Annotated in this window: 13 protein-coding genes and 3 pseudogenes; 6 read left to right on the top strand and 10 right to left on the bottom strand. The window is 62.6% G+C overall.

The window, feature by feature from the left end:
- Positions 1-3: 3 nt before the first annotated feature.
- From otnK to CO660_RS22070, 3 genes and pseudogenes are all read left to right on the top strand, one after another.
- Entirely contained in the window at positions 4-1,281 is a 1,278-nt protein-coding gene (gene otnK, locus CO660_RS22080; protein WP_097600507.1) for a 3-oxo-tetronate kinase, read from the top strand.
- Between the two features lie 188 nt (positions 1,282-1,469).
- A pseudogene (locus CO660_RS22075) lies at positions 1,470-1,757 on the top strand (GNAT family N-acetyltransferase); the annotation flags it as partial.
- A gap of 15 nt (positions 1,758-1,772) precedes the next feature.
- A pseudogene (locus CO660_RS22070) lies at positions 1,773-1,964 on the top strand (aldehyde dehydrogenase family protein); the annotation flags it as partial.
- Between the two features lie 243 nt (positions 1,965-2,207).
- Here CO660_RS22070 and CO660_RS22065 read toward each other — a convergent pair.
- Positions 2,208-2,684, bottom strand: a complete 477-nt coding sequence (locus CO660_RS22065; protein WP_064693246.1) for an Lrp/AsnC family transcriptional regulator — start codon at positions 2,682-2,684, stop codon at positions 2,208-2,210.
- Between the two features lie 237 nt (positions 2,685-2,921).
- Between CO660_RS22065 and CO660_RS22060 the strand changes: the two genes are divergently transcribed.
- Complete coding sequence (locus CO660_RS22060; RefSeq protein ID WP_097600506.1) at positions 2,922-4,247, top strand: FAD-binding oxidoreductase; 1,326 nt, start codon at positions 2,922-2,924, stop codon at positions 4,245-4,247.
- Positions 4,248-4,276: 29 nt separating this feature from the next.
- Here CO660_RS22060 and CO660_RS22055 read toward each other — a convergent pair whose 3' ends face one another.
- The 3 genes from CO660_RS22055 to CO660_RS22045 all read right to left on the bottom strand — a co-directional run bounded on the left by CO660_RS22055 (position 4,277) and on the right by CO660_RS22045 (position 11,064).
- Complete coding sequence (locus tag CO660_RS22055) at positions 4,277-6,817, bottom strand: methyl-accepting chemotaxis protein (protein WP_097600505.1); 2,541 nt, start codon at positions 6,815-6,817, stop codon at positions 4,277-4,279.
- Between the two features lie 317 nt (positions 6,818-7,134).
- Complete coding sequence (gene putA, locus CO660_RS22050) at positions 7,135-10,833, bottom strand: trifunctional transcriptional regulator/proline dehydrogenase/L-glutamate gamma-semialdehyde dehydrogenase (RefSeq protein ID WP_097600504.1); 3,699 nt, start codon at positions 10,831-10,833, stop codon at positions 7,135-7,137.
- A gap of 27 nt (positions 10,834-10,860) precedes the next feature.
- Positions 10,861-11,064, bottom strand: a complete 204-nt coding sequence (locus tag CO660_RS22045; protein WP_097600503.1) for a hypothetical protein — start codon at positions 11,062-11,064, stop codon at positions 10,861-10,863.
- A 173-nt stretch (positions 11,065-11,237) separates the two neighbouring features.
- Here CO660_RS22045 and CO660_RS22040 point away from each other — a divergent pair, with 173 nt between their 5' ends.
- Both CO660_RS22040 and CO660_RS33925 read left to right on the top strand, forming a co-directional pair.
- Positions 11,238-11,732, top strand: a complete 495-nt coding sequence (locus CO660_RS22040) for an Lrp/AsnC ligand binding domain-containing protein (protein ID WP_085781763.1) — start codon at positions 11,238-11,240, stop codon at positions 11,730-11,732.
- A gap of 65 nt (positions 11,733-11,797) precedes the next feature.
- Positions 11,798-12,148 (top strand): annotated as a pseudogene (locus CO660_RS33925) (acyltransferase); the annotation flags it as partial.
- A gap of 143 nt (positions 12,149-12,291) precedes the next feature.
- Here the strand turns inward: CO660_RS33925 and CO660_RS22030 are convergent.
- From CO660_RS22030 to CO660_RS22005, 6 genes are all read right to left on the bottom strand, one after another.
- On the bottom strand, positions 12,292-13,305 hold the full coding sequence (locus CO660_RS22030; RefSeq protein ID WP_097600615.1) for a GlxA family transcriptional regulator: 1,014 nt from the start codon (positions 13,303-13,305) through the stop codon (positions 12,292-12,294).
- Positions 13,306-13,315: 10 nt separating this feature from the next.
- Complete coding sequence (locus tag CO660_RS22025) at positions 13,316-13,522, bottom strand: hypothetical protein (RefSeq protein WP_097600502.1); 207 nt, start codon at positions 13,520-13,522, stop codon at positions 13,316-13,318.
- Positions 13,523-13,836: 314 nt separating this feature from the next.
- On the bottom strand, positions 13,837-14,409 hold the full coding sequence (gene gfa, locus CO660_RS22020) for an S-(hydroxymethyl)glutathione synthase (RefSeq protein ID WP_097600501.1): 573 nt from the start codon (positions 14,407-14,409) through the stop codon (positions 13,837-13,839).
- A 53-nt stretch (positions 14,410-14,462) separates the two neighbouring features.
- On the bottom strand, positions 14,463-15,299 hold the full coding sequence (gene fghA, locus CO660_RS22015) for an S-formylglutathione hydrolase (RefSeq protein WP_097600500.1): 837 nt from the start codon (positions 15,297-15,299) through the stop codon (positions 14,463-14,465).
- A gap of 2 nt (positions 15,300-15,301) precedes the next feature.
- Complete coding sequence (locus CO660_RS22010) at positions 15,302-16,429, bottom strand: S-(hydroxymethyl)glutathione dehydrogenase/class III alcohol dehydrogenase (protein WP_097600499.1); 1,128 nt, start codon at positions 16,427-16,429, stop codon at positions 15,302-15,304.
- A 92-nt stretch (positions 16,430-16,521) separates the two neighbouring features.
- Positions 16,522-17,214 carry a dimethylsulfonioproprionate lyase family protein gene (locus tag CO660_RS22005; protein ID WP_085781782.1) on the bottom strand — a complete coding sequence of 231 codons (693 nt, stop codon included), beginning with the start codon at positions 17,212-17,214 and terminating at the stop codon, positions 16,522-16,524.
- Positions 17,215-17,300 lie beyond the last annotated feature (86 nt).

The following is a 17,300-nucleotide window of genomic DNA, read 5'->3' as shown; positions in this document are numbered from 1 at the left end:
ACGATGGCTATTTCACTCGGATCGATCGCTGACGACTACACGGGCGCATCGGACCTCGCCAACACGCTGACAAAGAACGGCTTGCGCACGGTCCAGACGGTCGGCATCCCCGATCCCTCGCTCGCACTGCCCGACGTGGATGCCGTTGTCGTCTCACTGAAAATCCGCTCCGTCCCGGCCGCGGAGGCGGTAACGGCAGCCACGGAAGCTGACCGATGGCTACGCCAGCGGGGCGCCGGGCATGTGCTTTACAAAATCTGCTCGACCTTCGACTCCACTGATGCCGGCAATATCGGTCCCGTCACCGAGGCCTTGCGCGATGCTGCGGGCGGCGGCAGCGTACTGGTTACACCAGCCTTTCCGGAAACAGGGCGTACGGTCTATCTCGGCCATCTCTTCGTCGGCGGCCAACCATTGAACGAAAGCCCGCTCAAGGATCACCCCCTCAACCCGATGCACGACGCCAATCTCGTGCGGGTTCTTACTCGGCAATCGCGAGGCGCCATCGGCTTGATCGATCTGGCAGCCATCGCGGCCGGCCCTGCCGCCGCGAGGGCGAGGCTCGATGCGTTGCGCACGACAGGCGTGACCATGGCTGTCGCCGACGCGATTTTCGAAACGGATCTTGAAACGCTCGGCGAGATTGCGCTCGAAACGCCGGTATCGACCGGTGCCTCCGGCCTTGGCCTCGGCCTTGCCCGGGCGCTCGTCCGTTCCGGCCGCATATCCGGCCGCGCAACAGCTGAAGACGTCATTCGCCCTGTCGGCGGGTTTTCGGCGATCGTTGTCGGCAGCTGTTCGAAGGCAACACTAAGCCAGCTCGAGGTCGCCGAACGGTCGATGCCTGTGCTGCGGCTTGATCCGGAGCGGCTGATGTCAGGCCCCGATGAGCTCGCCGCCGCTATTTCCTGGGCCGGAGACCGCATCTCCGCCGGTCCGGTCATAGTCGCCGCGAGCGGGACGCCGGAAACGGTATCCCGCCTGCAATCGCAATATGGGCGGGAGGCCTCCGGCCACGCGATCGAGACCGCGACCTCGATCATAGCAGCCGAACTGGTTGAGAGAGGCGTGCGGCGCCTGGTGGTCGCCGGCGGTGAAACCTCGGGGGCCGCCGTCGACAGGCTCGCCATCCCGGCATTTCTGATCGGCCCCGAGATTGCTCCCGGCGTGCCGGTGCTGCGCACGGTCGGCAATCGGCAGGGCGACATGCTTCTGGCATTGAAATCCGGAAATTTCGGTGGCGACGACTTCTTTGCGGCAGCGCTGGCAATGATGCACTGACCTGCCCGGAAGAGCCGAGCCATTTTGGCCCCGAGCCGGTTTGGATAGCGTGGATATCGTTCGGCTCTAGCATAAGATGCGGCAGCCCCTCGGCCAATGCTATAAGATACTGCCTGAACCGCGGCCTTCAGACGATCTGCCCGCCGGGGCTCCGGCAGACTTGCGGGCACGACATGAAGGACGGCCCGATGCAAACACGTCAGATCGAAATCGCTGCATTTAGCCCAGATCATCTGGAGGCAGCCGTTGCGCTCTCCAGGCGGGCGGGCTGGCCGCATCGGCCGCAGGACTGGCAGATGGCGCTGACCTTGAGCGAAGGCGTTGTTGCAATCGAAAACGACAGGGTCGTCGGCACCGTCCTCATCACTCGATACAAGCGGGATTGTGCGACCATCAACATGGTGATCGTCGACGAGACCATGCGCGGCCGGAGCCTCGGCCGCAGACTGATGGAGGTCGCCTTGCAGATCGCAGGCTACCGGCTTTTGCTGGGCGACCCAGAGGAGGCGCGGGCGCTCGCGGGCAGGCTGCGCGCCGGCAGCGTTCGCCTTAACAGTGCCGCCTGGGACAGCGCCGCGCCTTTTGGCGGCTACAAGCAATCCGGCAACGGCCGGGAATATGGCAGGTTCGGACTGCACGAGTTTACCGAGGTCAAGGGCATCGTTGGCTTCTTGAACGACTGAATCTCAAATCTGCGATATCCGGTTTGGGATGCCTGACGTATGACAAGGCCGTGCAGGGTCCAAGCATACTCGCGATGAGGTGCCTCGCCATAGAAGCGGCTGCTCGGCCACACAAACGTAGATCTGGCGCACAGCCTCTGTCGTGCGCCAACACCAACGAACCTGACTTCATGACGAAACCGTCACCTGCGCGAAGGGTCTTAGATCCCCGGTGCCCGCCATTGAAGGCCTTCGCCGCCCTCTCTAGTGCGGAAACAATGTGGTCAGCGGCATGTGGGCTTTGACGATTGGCGATTTCAGGACGACGAAACTGAAATATTTGTCGATGCCGACGTCCATGTCGGTGAGCCTTTCCATGATCGTCTGGTATTCATCGATCCCGGCGGTTACGAATTTCAGCAGATAATCATAGCCGCCCGAAACCAGATGGCATTCGATCACCTGGTCGACTTTTTCGATCGCTGCGAGGAAACGGGCGAAATCGATCTGCCGATGGTTTTTCAGGGTAATCTCGGTAAACACGGTCAGCGTCTGACCGAGTTTGCTGACGTTGATCTGCGCAGAATAGCCTTCGATGTAACCCTCGGACTGCAGCTTCTTCACTCGCATCAGGCAGGGGCTCGGCGACAGATTGACCAGCTCGGCGAGCTCCACATTGGTGACGCGGCCATTCTTCTGCAGTTCGTAGAGGATTTTTATGTCGATCCGGTCAAGTTTCATCATCACACGCGCCTTCGCTTGCTCGAGATCGCCCAACGGCGCAGCAGATTATGCTGCAGCCTTTACAACGTCGAGCTTAGCACATCACAAAGGGGTGTCGATCGGATTGCGGGACATGCCGAAGCACAAATGGCTGCCGGCTGGCCCGCAAGACGGAATCTTCTGCTGTCGCTGGATGAACTCCGGCAAAGGTGCCGCGTCGGATCCGCTAGACTGGCCTGAAACGGAGACCATACCATGCCCGCACCGCTCACGCGCGTCGACACCACACCGCAGCTGCCTGCTGCCGCAGATGCGGTGGTAATCGGCGGCGGCATCGTCGGCGTTTTCACGGCCTATTATCTGGCGCGACGCGGATTGAAGGTCGCCCTCGTCGAGAAAGGCCTTGTCGGGGCGGAACAATCGAGCCGCAACTGGGGCTGGTGCCGGCAGCAGAACCGCGACGCCCGTGAATTGCCGATGTCGACGAAGAGCCTCGATCTGTGGGAGCGCTTCGCCGCCGAGACCGGCGAGGACACCGGCTTCCGCCGCTGCGGCCTCTTCTATCTCAGCAACAGCGATGAGGAACTTTCCGGTTGGGCGCGCTGGCGCGATTTCGCCCGGTCGGTCGGCGTCACGACCCATATGCTGAGCGCTGCGGAGGCATCCGAACGCGGGCGGCCCACCGGCACGGCGTGGAAAGGTGGGGTCTTTTCGCCGACCGACGGGACCGCCGATCCTGCAAGTGCCGCGCCTGCAGTCGCGCGTGCGATCCTGAAGCTCGGCGGCACGGTGCATCAGTCCTGTGCGGCCCGCGGCGTCGACATCGAAGGCGGCAGAGTTTCAGGCGTCCTCACGGAGCATGGCACGATCCGGACGAAGGTCGCGATCCTGGCCGGCGGCGCCTGGGCCTCCTCCTTCTGTCGTCAGCTCGGCATTCGATTTCCGCAGGCCTCGATCCGCTCGTCGATCCTGTCGGTTTCGCCGGGTGCACCCGGCCTGCCGGATGCGCTGCATACGTCAGCTGTTTCCGTGACACGTCGCCGCGACGGCGGCTACACGCTTGCCATCAGCGGCCGCGGCCGCGTCGATCCCACCGCGCAGCAGTTTCGTTTCGCGCCGCAGTTCCTGCCCATGTTCGCCCGCCGCTGGCGGAGTCTGGCACCCGGCGGATTGGAGGGGATTCGTTCGGGCCACGAATCTCTGGCGCGCTGGCGGCTCGACAGGCCGACGCCGATGGAGCGCATGCGCATCCTCGATCCGACAGTCGACCAGGCCACCATTACCCTCACGCATTCACGGGCGCTCGAGCTGCTGCCCTCCTTGAAGAACACCGAAATCAACGCGGCCTGGGCGGGCTATATCGACAGCACGCCGGACGGCGTGCCGGCAATCGGCGAGATCGCCACCCTTCCAGGTTTCATCCTCGCAGCCGGTTTCAGCGGCCACGGTTTCGGCATCGGACCCGGCGCCGGTCATCTGATTGCCGATATCGTCACCGGCGACGAGCCGATCGCCGATCCCAGGCCCTATCATCCCAACCGCTTCGCGGGGTCCGCCTGGGGCAAAGTCGCCGATTTCTAGAGCGCGTCGCAAAGAGAAGGCCGGGTCCCTCAGGAGGCCAAGGCCATCCGTGGGCTTACGGCAGGCGGAGCCTTGCGGGCGTCGGCGGTCTGGAAGCGGGAAATCCGCTCGTTCAGCAGTTCCACCTGCTGCCGAAGCCTGTGAATTTCGGCGGTGTTTTCCTCCACCATTGCGGCATTGTGCTGCGTGATATGCTCAATGTCGCGAACGGCGCTGTTGACCTCGTCGATGCCTTTGTACTGCGTGCTGGTGGCAGTCGAGATGACCTGCACCAGCCCGTTGATAGAGGTAAAATGCTCCATGATCGCCGAAAGCGCCTGGCCGGTCTCCTCGACGAGCCTGACGCCCGTGCCCACCTGCGATGCGCTGTTGGAGATGAGATCCTTGATTTCGCGGGCAGCCTTGGCGCAGCGCTGTGCAAGCTCGCGCACTTCCTGTGCGACGACGGCAAAACCCCTGCCGGCCTCCCCTGCCCGCGCCGCCTCCACGCCGGCATTGAGGGCGAGAAGATTTGTCTGAAAGGCAATCTCGTCGATCACACCGATAATGCTGGAGACCTTGTCCGACGAACGGTTGATGGCGTCCATGGCGTCGACGGCCTTGGCGACGACGGCCGCGGAATGCTCCGCCTGCCGATGCGCCTCGGCGACGGAAACCGATGTCTGGCGCGCATTTTCCGCTGTCGTGCGCACGCTGGCGGTGAGTTCGCCAAGCACACGTGAACTGTCTTCGAGGGCGGCCGCCTGCTGTTCCGTGCGCCGCGCCAGATCGTCGGCCGCGCCTGAAAGATTGGTGCTGCCCTCGGCGATCTCGTAGGTGGTGTTGCGAACCTCGGCGAGTGTGCGGCGAAGCGCATCGATCGCCTGGTTATAGGTCCTGGCCATCGCGACATAATCGGCGGCCAGTTCCTCGCTCATCACGGCTGCGAGGTTGCCGTCGGCAAGCTTGCCGAGCATGTCGGAGAGTGCGTCCAGGGCCTCGCTCTGCTCGGCTTCGATGCGCGCCTGCTCGGCCGCGCGGCGGGCTTGCTCCTGTTCGTCCCGCGCCCTGTTCGTTTCAGCGACTTCTTCGAGCCTGGTCTTCTCGAGCGCCTGGTCGCGGAAGACGGTCACCGACCGGATCATATCGCCGATTTCGTCGCCACGCTTGCCATCGCCGATCGGCACGTTGAGATCGCCGGCGGCAAGTCTTGTCATCGTCTGGGTGATCCGCTTCAGCGGTGCGCGCAGCGTTTCGATCAGCATGAGGCCGCCAATGATCGCAAGCACCGTGCCGGCAATCATCGCCGCGAGCGACATGGTGGCCGAACGCTGGCTGATGTCCTTGCCGCTCTCCTGCGCAGTGCTGACGAATTGCTCCAGAGTATGGCTTGCGGCGGCCACGAGCTCGGTCGCCGTCCCCCGCTCTGCCCGCCACCGGTCTGCGACCGATATCAGCAGCGACGTATCCTTTTCGATCGTGGCGAGGGAGGGCTCGATCTTCTTCGCGAGTTCCTGCAGGGCGGCGTTTTTCCCGCTCAATGGTACAAGCTGAGCAGCGCTTTCGCGCAGCGCCTTGAGATCGACAAGAACGGCGTCCCGCGCCTCGGCATCGACCCGCCTGTTCAGTTCACTCAGATGCAGGCGCAGATCGTCGATCGATTTGAAAGCGGTACCGACGATCGCCACCATCGAGCGAAGCGTGCCAATGTTCGCATCCATGCCGACAAAACGCTCGATAGCGGTATCCGCATTCCCTGAGGCGAGCTTTACGAACTTCTCCTCAAAGCCCTGCAGATCCTGGTCGACGGGGGCATAGCCGGCGAGCGTAAGGTTAGCGCTGTCCTCGGCCATCGTCGCGAGCTTGTCCAATGCCGGCTTCAGCTCGGCAATCTGGCTTTGGGCCTTGTCGGAGGCGACTGCGGCGCTCCCGCCGACCTCCTTGACGAGCGGCGGCAGCAGGCTGCCGAGTGCGCCGGCGATATCCGTGGGTACCGTCGCCTGAGCGGTCGCCTTGCGCAATTTCGCAATGCGCTGGGCGATGTTCTTGTAAGCGGAGGCATCGAGAAGAAGCGCCCGGACGAAGGCTTCCTTTCCGTTCGCCTGATCCTGAAGGACGTCGAGCTGCTTGCGGGCAGTCTGGCTCTCCTTGAAAAGCTGCGCCACAGCCGTATCAATCGCCTGTTCGGTATTCGTGCGCTCCTGTGCAACGGCCCAAAGCGCGTCGGCGCTCCCCTGCATCTTGCCGCCGAGGTCGCGCACGGCCGAGATCTGCTGCTTCTGGGACGGATCGATCAACATGGCATCGAGCGTCGCAGCGCCCTTCTCCTGATCGGAGATGCTGGCGATCAGCCGATCGCGCGTGGCCGCCGTCGGAAGATCGGTAAAGGCCGTCAGCGAGGATCTGAGCTGCTGGAAACTGGAAAGCGTGTCGATCGTCTGCCGTGTCAGGGTCATCTGGCCTTTGAGCGTGCCGGCGGTGAAATAGCCGAAAAGCCCTATGCCCGCTATGAGGACGATCAGAGGCACCACGAAGAAGAGAACCTTCGTGACAATCCGCATACGCTGCAACAGTCGATCAATCAACGCCATAAAAGCCCCGCCCCAGGAATGCTCACGCCTGATGGCGCGACGATAGCCGCAACTGCTAAAAAAATGGTCAATGGTGTCGAGTTTGTTCGGAGCATCGGAGGCGTGGCCGAGGCGCCCATTTTCTGACTCATCAGACTGGCTGACAAAGCTCGCTCTTTACCCGGCGTCATCCTTGGCCTTGTGCTGCCTTGTGCCGAGGATCTGTTGCCTTTTCGACCGGTCGCAGATGCTCGGAACAGGCCCGAGCATGACGAAAGGGGAGTTGGAACCTGGGCAGCCGGCCTGGAGGGCGCATTTCTGCCCCCTCGGCCTATCGATCAGCCGATGGCCATCAGGCTCGCATTGCCACCCGCAGCGGCGGTGTTGATCGAGGTCGACACCTCCTCCAGCAGCCAGTTGAGGCAATAGGCTTCCGGATCGCTTGCCAGTTCCTCGCTCGTCGCAGCCTGGACCAAGAGAAGCGGGCCAGGCAGCGCGGCGATCTTCCGGTTGACGGCAAGAACCCTGTCGCGGTCCCCTTCGACGAGCGCGCCGGAGAAAGGCCCGTCCTTTTCCCAATCCGATGTCCAGGAAAGGCGGCTGGCGACAGCCGCCGGAAGATCCGCCAGCACCGACTTCGATATGGAAGCCGCATCGACTACGACGTGGTTGCCTGTGGAAAGGGCCGCAGCGATCTGGCGATGTAGTCCGGTTTCGGTCTGCGGCACGAGCAGGATTCGGCCGCGCGGATGGAGCGCATAGAGATTGCGCTCGCCGACAGGGCCGGTGAGCTCGCGTTCGAGCCCGAGCGCCGAGCGGCTCGCATAGCCGCGCGCCGCTTCCCCCTCCGCCGTCAAGCCCTTCTTGTCGAGCCAGACGATATAATCGCGAAGGGCAACGTCGGTATGGACGGAATCCTGCTGCGGCGGCACGGGCGCGCGCTGCACCAGCCGGCCGATATAGAGCGGACCGCCGGCCTTCGGCCCCGTTCCAGACAGGCCGCGGCCGCCGAAAGGCTGGACACCGACAACAGCGCCGATGATGTTGCGATTGACGTAGAGATTGCCGGCCTTGATACGGCTCGTCACATGCGCGATCGTTTCGTCAAGCCGCGTGTGAAGCCCGAAGGTGAGGCCGTAACCCGAGGCGTTGATGTCGTCAATCAGGCGATCGAGGCCGTTTCTCTTGAAGCGGACGACATGCAGGACCGGCCCGAAGACCTCCTTCGTCAGGTCCGAGAGGGATTTGATCTCGATGATCGTCGGCGGAACGAAGGTGCCTTTTGCTGCGCTTTCCGGCAGCGGCAGCTGTTCCACCTTGCGGCCGGCGGCGCGCATCGTTTCGATATGCTGGTCGATCTCCGTCTTCGCGCCGTCGTTGATGACAGGCCCTACGTCGATGCTTAAGCGATCGGTGCGGCCGATGGTCAATTCACGGAAGGCGCCCTTCAGCATGGCGAGCGTCCTGTCGGCAATGTCGTCCTGCAGGCAGAGAACACGCAACGCCGAGCAGCGCTGGCCGGCGCTGTCGAAAGCCGATGTCACGACGTCGGCCACGACCTGCTCAGCCAGGGCGGAAGAATCGACGATCATGCCGTTCTGGCCGCCGGTTTCGGCAATCAGCGGGATCGGCTTGCCGGTTGCCGACAGGCGTTCAGCGAGCTGCGCCTGGATCATACGGGCCACCTCGGTCGAGCCGGTAAACATGACGCCCGCCGTTTGCTGCGCCCCGACCATCCCGGCGCCGAGGCGGCCGCTGCCGGGCACGAATTGCAGGGCGCCGACAGGCACGCCGGCCTCGTGGAGAATTTTGACACTCTCCGAAGCGATGATCGGCGTGACACCGGCAGGTTTCGCCAGCACGGGATTGCCGGCCACGAGGGCAGCGGCAACCTGGCCGGTGAAAATCGCCAGCGGGAAATTCCACGGGCTGATGCAGACGATCGGCCCGAGCGGCAGATGCGACGGACCGAGGGTTTTGCGCGCCTGATCGGCATAATACCGCAGGAAGTCGACCGCCTCGCGCACTTCGCCGACTGCGTTGGCGGCGGACTTGCCGGCTTCGCGCATGACGATGCCCATCAGCACCTTGATGCGGGCTTGCATGATGTCGGCGGCCCGATCGAGGCAGGCGGCGCGCTCGGCCGGCGGTACGGCCGCCCATTGCGGCGCGTAATCCGCCGCCATCGCAACGAGACGGATAGCCTCTTCTACCTTCACTTCGGTCACCGTGCCGACGACATCGCTGTGATCGGCAGGATTGAGGACCTCGCGCGTCACGCCGTCGGTTGAGCCGTCGGCGAGGATCGGCAGCGCATGCCAGGGCGTCGCAGCCGTGGAGGCGAGCGTCTGCGCCAAGTCCGAAAGCGTGGCTTCGCTGGAGAGATCCAGGCCGCTCGAGTTGGTCCGGGCGCTGCCGTAAAGCGCCTTGGGCGCGGCGATCTGCACATGCGGCGCGCCGACGACGGGCATGGCCGCGACGGTCTCGGCCGGATCGGCGATCAGGGCCTCGACCGAAACATTCGGATCGGAGATACGGTGCACGAAGGAGGAATTGGCGCCGTTTTCGAGCAGGCGGCGGACGAGATAGGCGAGCAGCGTCTCATGCGTTCCCACAGGCGCATAGATGCGGCAGGGCCTGTCGAGCTTCTCCTTCCCGACCACCTCGTCATAAAGCGGTTCGCCCATGCCATGCAGGCACTGGAATTCGTATTTGCCGACTGCGAAATCAGGCCCTGCCAGATGATATATCGTGGCGAGCGTCTGCGCATTGTGGGTGGCGAACTGCGGGAAGACGGCATCGGCGGCGGCGAGCAGCTTGCGCGCGCAGGCGATGTAGGCGACGTCGGTGTAGATCTTGCGGGTATAGACCGGATAGTCGTCGAGACCATCTAGCTGGGCGCGCTTGATCTCCGCATCCCAATAAGCGCCCTTGACGAGACGGACCATCATCCGCCGCCCGGAGCGGCGGGCGAGATCGATGATGTAATCGAGCACGAAGGGGCAGCGCTTGCCGTAGGCCTGCACGACGAAGCCGAGTCCGTTCCATCCGCCAAGCTCCGGGGCAAAGCACAGCTCTTCGAGAAGATCGAGCGAAAGCTCCAGCCGGTCGGCTTCCTCGGCGTCGATGTTGAGGCCGATATCATAGGACTTGGCAAGAACGGCGAGCGCCTTGACCTTCGGCAGCAGCTCGCCCATCACCCGGCCGGCCTGCGCTCTCACATAGCGAGGATGCAGGGCCGAGAGCTTGATCGAAATACCGGGGCCGTCATAAATGCCACGCCCATGCGCCGCCTTGCCGATGGCGTGGATCGCCTTCTCGTAATCCTTGAAATAGCGCTCGGCGTCTGCTGCGGTTGTCGCCGCCTCACCCAGCATGTCGTAGGAATAGCGGAACCCCCGGGCTTCCAGCGGACGAGCGCGCTTCAGCGCTTCCTCGATCGTTTCGCCGGTGACGAACTGCTCGCCCATCATGCGCATCGCCATATCGACGCCACGGCGGATCACCGGCTCCCCGGCGCGCGCGATCAGCCGCGTCAGCGCCGCCGACAGGCTGCGGTCGTTGACCGTCGAGGTAAGCTTGCCGGTGACGACGAGACCCCAGGTGGCGGCGTTGACGAACATGGATTTGCCGCCGCCGATGTGCGAGGTCCAGTTGCCCTCGGCGATCTTGTCGCGGATCAACGCGTCGCGGGTATCCGTGTCGGGAATGCGTAGCAGCGCCTCGGCAAGGCACATGAGTGCTACGCCTTCCTGGCTGGAAAGCGAATATTCCTGCACCAGCCCTTCGACGCCGGTGCCCTTGTGCTTGGCGCGCAGCGCCTCGATCAGGGTGCGGGCAGTGCTGCGGATGTCATAACGCTTGGCCTCGGAAACACGTGCGGCCGCTACGAGCGGCGGCAGGCATTCGGTTTCCGGACGGCGATAAGCGGCGGTGATTGCCTGGCGAAGCTCGGATTGAGGCCGGATCGGTGGCGCGAAGGCCGAGAACGGCGCGGGATCATTGGATGGCGTGGTGTCGATCGCTGCGTTGAGCATGGAGGTCCCTATCAATCGATATCTGGTTTAACGGATGAATGAGACGCCCGGTTCATCGTCCCAGTCAGCATCATCCGTGACGACAGGGCCGGAATATTCAGTCTCGCAGAGCGGGCGCGCAGGCTTGTCGCGTTTGAACGTGAGAGCTGCCGCCACGGCCCTTATCGCCACCGGCCGGTAGTGGGCGATGAGGTCCGGCTTCTCGTCGTCGTCCTGCTTTTCCCTGCCCATGCATGACCCCATTTTGCGTGTGGCGCGTATGCGATCCTGACGATGCGTCAAGCGCCTGCGCCTTCCATCCCATTGTCCACGCATAACGTATCACAGATCGCCAATCACGATCTCACTTGATTTTCGCCATTTTCAGCCTGTATGAACTTATTAAATCGTATTTTAGAGCTCAAATGGCTAGCGAACCCGACATCTTTAGTGAATTGGACCAATTCGACAGAAAGATCCTCGCAGCACTCGCCGAGGATGGCAGATTGTCGATCACCGATCTCGCCGCGCGCGTCGGGCTATCGAAGACGCCCTGCCAGCTCCGCTTCAAGCGACTGATCAACGAAGGCTATATCGAAGGCTTCAAGGCCGTCCTCAATCCTGCGAAAATGCAGCTCGACCACATCGCTTTCGTCGAGGTGAAGCTCTCCGATACCCGCGAGGCTGCCCTGAAAAGCTTCAACGAAGCCATCAAGAAAATCAGGGAGGTCGAGGAGTGCCACATGATCGCCGGCCGGTTCGACTATCTCCTGAAGATCCGCACCCGCGACATCGGCCGCTACCGCCGCGTCCTCGGCGAACGCATCTCAACCCTGCCACATGTGGCCAACACCTCGACCAACGTTGCGATGGAGACGATCAAGGAAGGTTGGGACAAGTTCGGTTCGAGTCTTTCGTGAAGGTGGCGCTGGCCGATAATCTTGCTGAACCAACATTCGCAGTTGAATTCGGAATGAGGAGCAGGATCGATCACGCCGACAGCCCGCAGGCACCGGCGAGCGAAGAGAAGGAAGCGCGCCGGCTGCAATTTCTTCCGTGGGAGCGCGTCGCGTCGGACTTCGATCATCCCGCTCACCTCGCCCGCAAGACAGCGCTCCGGCAATCATGCGCCGCCGCGCTGGCCGAGACGTCCTACATTGCCGAGAATGCCGCAATCTTCACCGAAAGCCTGACGGTGGGCGAGCGGTCGTGGATTGCGGGCCACGCGCTCGTGCGCGGTGACATGATCCTCCGGCGACGATTGTTCCGTCAATCCCTATGCCTGCGTTTCCGCAAGGTGACGTGCGGCAATGGGGTCCGCATTGCCTCGCATGCTAGGCATGGTGCCAAATGTCGAAAGCCTGATCGCCGAGGCCGGCTCCGAGAGCATCAAGCTGGAAACCCAGGCCCTGGTTACAGCGACGGGCGCGGAGAGGCTGGACAGCTTTCGATGAGAAGATATCTGAACGGTCGCGATGTTCAGTGCGCTCTCGCAGCGGCCGCGCGGTGTTGGGAGGGCGTCTGGCCGAATGTGCGCTTGAACGTCCGGGTAAATTGCGAGGCGTTTTCGAAGCCGACATCGAGCGCGATCTCGATCAGCGGCGCCTTCGACTGGGCAAGGATCGATTTTGCCCGCTCCATGCGAACACGGTTATAGGCCTTGGCGGGCGACATGCCCGTCTTTTCGATGAAGATCCGCTCCAGCTGCCGCCGGGAGAGCCCTACCATGGCGGCGAGCTTCTCGATCGGCATGCTGCCATCGACGAACTGCTCCATCGTGATCATCGCCGCCTTGACGCGGGCATCGTCATAATCGTCATAAAGCGGACGCCGGGGCTGAATATCGGCCGGAGCGCGAGCCTTCTCGATCTGCAGCACTTCAAGCGCGTTTCGTTCGGCATCGCGGCTGATATATTTCCTGACCAGCAGCGCTGCCATATCTGCGCTGCTGCTGCCACCAGCGCAGGATCCGCGCTGGCGATCGAGATTGAAGAGCCGGTCGGAGCGAACGCTGAGTTCGGGGAAGCGCTCGCGAAATTCCTTGTAGTGCAGCCAGCTGACGCAGGATTCATGCCGCTTCATCAGGCCCGCGGCGGCAAGGATGAACGTACCGGTGCACACGCCGATCAGCGGCACCTTCTTGGCATCCGCCTGCTTGAGGAAGGTGATGGTCTGCTGATCGACGGGGTTCTCCACCGACAGAAGGCCGCCGACGACGGCGATGTAATCGAACCGCGTGGGATCGACGAAGTCCGACGTCGGAGCGACCTGGACGCCGCAGCTCGAGGTAATCAGGTGCCGCGTGCTGCCGATCACCTGCCAGTCGGCAAGCACCCGTCCGGAACGATCCTGCTCGTCGCTGGCAAGCCGCAGCGTGTCCACGAACAGCGCAAAGGCCGACAGCGTAAACGATCGCGACAGAACGAACCCAACCTTGAGCCGGGCGGCGGGTTTCGCGGCGCCGTCTGCCTGCCGATGCTGCCCGGATCGCATCTTCATCTCATCACCGTTTCTGAATGCGCTCATCTGAGCTGAAAAACGTGCGCCAGCGGATCGCGGTCGTCAACACAAATGCTGTTGTGGCCGATGACCCGCGCCCAGCCTCCGCAAAGTGAGCCAAAGATTTCATCACGATTATCAATACCACGATACCGTTCGACGCATTGGTCGAAGCCGCGATATCGAGCATCCTGATCGCGCCGTCGATCATTTCTCGGAGTCCGCTCGAAAGCGCGATGTCCCGAGGTGATGGCATACGGTAAGCCATCGTCACCGTCTGATTGGATGATGCAGCGCAAGGGAGTATTTTGAACATTTCGCTGATGTCATCCCGGTGCCGAACTGAGGCCAGAGGGACATGAACGATCCCCCCGCGACGCGTGACATCATCACGGGCCACTGGTTGTGGCGAACGTCGAGGCGAATTGCCGTAGCCGCGAGCCGCGAATCGAGAGCCGTCGTGCGCGATCTATCGATCCTAAACTCGACCGGGGAGCGCTGGCACGCCAGCGCTCCCCGGAAGGTTCAGGCGGCCAGGACGCCGCTCTTTTTGGCGGTCCAGGTGGCGATATAGTCCATCAGGCCAGGCGAAAGGCAATCATAAGGCTCGAGCCCCGACGCCTTCAGCTGCGCCCTGACCGCGTCCATCTTCGAAGGATCGAAGCCGCTTTCGATGATCGACGACACGAAGGCTGCGAAAGTCGGCTTTGCCCAGCCGCCCTCCTGGAAGCGCTCCGGGTGGACGAAGGACAACCCCTGGAAGGGATGTTCGCGCTCGACCGGTCCGTACATATGCACCCCGCACTCCTTGCAGGCGTGCCGCTGAATCAGGGCGGTGGAATCGACAACTGCGAGCTTGTCGCCGTTTTCCAGCACCTCGACGCTTTCGGTCGGCGCCACCGCCACGACCGAGAAGACGGCGCCTTTCGGCTTCCAGCACTTGGTGCAGCCGCAAACATGGTTGTGGGCGATGTCACCCTTGATCCTCACCTTGACGGGATTGCTCGCGCAATTGCACACAAGCGTTCCGCCTGCGAAAGCAGCGTCAGTCGCTCGAAAGCCTGAATCCACTGCCGGATGTATGGCTATGCTGGTCATTGCTTCTCTCCTTCCCTCCCGCCGTTTGCGTTATGCCCGGCCGAGCTATGCAATTATTTTCCCAGCCTCTGCGCGTGCCAGCGCAGATGGTCCTCCATGAATGTCGAAATAAAGAAGTAGGAATGGCCGTACCCTTCCTGCATGCGAAGCTTGAGGTCGATGCCTGCCGCCTCGCAGGCTTGTCTCAGCTCGTCGGGGCGCAATCCATCCTCCAGGAAGCTATCCGCCGTTCCCTGGTCGACGAGCAGTTCGGGAAAGCGTTGCCCGTCTTCGATCAGCGAGCAGGCGTCATAGACCCGCCAGGTCGCCTCGTCGGCGCCGAGATATTTCCGGAAGGCCGGCTTCGACCAGCCGGAAACCGAGGGATGGCTGATCGGGGCGAAGGCCGAGCAGCTGCGAAAGCGATCCGGGTTCTTGAGCGCGATGGTGATCGCACCGTGTCCTCCCATCGAGTGACCGAAGATCCCCTGACGGTCCATGTCGACCGGAAATTCCTTGGCAAGGAGCCGCGGCAGCTCGTCGACGATATAGCTGTACATGCGGTAATTGGCCGAATAGGGCGGCTCAGTGGCGTCGACATAAAAGCCCGCACCCTTGCCGAACTGCCAGTTGTCGGCCTCATCGGGAACGTGGTCACCGCGGGGACTGGTATCCGGGCAGACGATGACGAGACCGAGTTCGGCGGCAAGCCGCCGATACTCGCCCTTGTCCATGACGTTGGCATGCGTGCATGTCAGGCCGGACAGATACCATAGAACCGGCAGTTTGCCCGCGCCGGCCTGCGGCGGCACGAATACCGCGAAAGTCATGTCGCAATCGCAGGCCTCGGAGCGTTCGACGTAGACGCCCTGAGTGCCGCCGTAAGACTTGTCGGTCGAGATCGTTTTCATTCTCAGTAGACCACCACGCCGCGGATGCTTTCACCCTTGTGCATCAGGTCGAAGCCCTTGTTGATGTCTTCGAGCGGCATGGTGTGGGTGATCATCGGATCGATCTGGATCTTGCCCTGCATGTACCAGTCGACGATCTTCGGCACGTCGGTGCGGCCGCGCGCGCCGCCGAAGGCAGTGCCCATCCAGTTGCGGCCGGTCACCAGCTGGAACGGACGTGTCGAGATTTCCTGGCCGGCGCCGGCCACGCCGATGATGACCGATTTGCCCCAGCCGCGATGCGAAGCTTCCAGCGCCTGGCGCATGACCTTGGTGTTGCCGGTGCAGTCGAAAGTGTAGTCGGCGCCGCCGATCAGGTCGCCGCCCCGCTTGGTCATGTTGACCAGATAGGGCACGATGTCGTCGCCGACCTCCTTCAGATTGACGAAATGCGTCATGCCGAACTTCTCGCCCCAGGCCTTGCGATCCGGGTTGATATCGACGCCGATGATCATGTCGGCACCGGCAAGGCGCAGGCCCTGAATGACGTTCAGGCCGATGCCGCCGAGCCCGAAGACGATCGCCGTCGATCCGACCTCGACCTTGGCGGTGTTGATGACGGCGCCGATGCCGGTGGTGACGCCGCAGCCGATGTAGCAGACCTTGTCGAAGGGCGCGTCGGGGTTGATCTTGGCGAGCGCGATCTCCGGCAGCACCGTGTAATTGGCGAAGGTCGAGCAGCCCATATAGTGATGGATCTGGTCCTTGCCGATCGAGAAGCGCGAGGTGCCGTCCGGCATCACGCCCTGGCCCTGGGTTGATCGAATCGAGGTGCAGAGATTGGTCTTGCGCGACGTGCAGGAATAACATTCACGGCATTCCGGCGTGTAAAGCGGAATGACATGGTCGCCCTTCTTGACCGAGGTCACACCCGGGCCGACATCGACGACGATGCCGGCGCCCTCATGGCCGAGGATGGCCGGAAACAGACCCTCCGGATCGGCGCCCGACAGGGTGAAATCGTCGGTGTGGCAGATGCCCGTCGCCTTGACCTCCACCAGCACTTCGCCGGCCTTCGGCCCCTCCAGCTGCACGGTCATCACTTCAAGCGGTTTTCCAGCCTGAACGGCTACGGCGGCGCGAACGTCCATTTGATAATCCTTTCTATTAAATCAATTTCGATAGCGAGATATGCAGAGCTACGACCTAGACATCGAAACGATCTGCTTCCGCCTCATCTTCGTTATCCCGGCTCGACCTGACACCAGACCGCGAGAAGCGGCTGGGCCGTACATCTTATCGCAAAAGATTGCCCCGCATCATTCGCGAAAACTGTTCCGGTCGCGGCGGAAAACCATTGGGAATCGTCGAGGCAGATTTCGCCCGGCGAAAGCAGAATGAAGGCACGCGGTTGCGTCTGAACATGATCGGGAAAGCGCGTGTAGCGATCCATATAGATCACGCCCACCCGGAGATCGGCCCGCTCCTCCAGGCCGCCCGGACCGATCAGGACGGCGTGGGAGTGGGTGTTGCCGAAGTTCAGGCTGGCAAAGGGGCCGGTCCGGCCACGTCTCCACAGCAGTTTGTCGGCGAGACTTTTGAACTGGCCGGCGATCGCCTCATATTTTCGTCCGGATTTTGCCAGATGGCCGATGGCGTCATCCAGCCCTCCTGGCACGCCGGGAAGAGGGTCGCCCTCCGGCCGCACCTTGCCTGTCTTGAGCAGCCTCTGCAGCACCTTGCCAGCAACGAAACTGGCAACGGCGGGAGCCTCAGCCGACAGCATCAGTCCGCCGATATCGTTGAGGAATTCCTGCAGCGGCCGAGGACGCCTTTCCCTGCCGATGTCGTGCAGCCTGATATAGGCCGGCTTTTCCTCATCGTTCAGGAGAAGGTCGGCACCAGGCCTGATTGGACGTCCCACCGCGCGCGCCACGTTCGGTCTCCTCGCTCAGAGCGCCTTTTGCAATTCCGGCAGCGCGTCAAAGAGATCGGCGACGAGGCCGTAGTCGGCAACCTGGA

The organism is Rhizobium sp. L9, from assembly GCF_002531885.1.
Taxonomy (GTDB): domain Bacteria; phylum Pseudomonadota; class Alphaproteobacteria; order Rhizobiales; family Rhizobiaceae; genus Rhizobium.
Note: the sequence above shows the minus strand (reverse complement) of the source record. Positions and strands in the feature narration are given on the sequence as shown.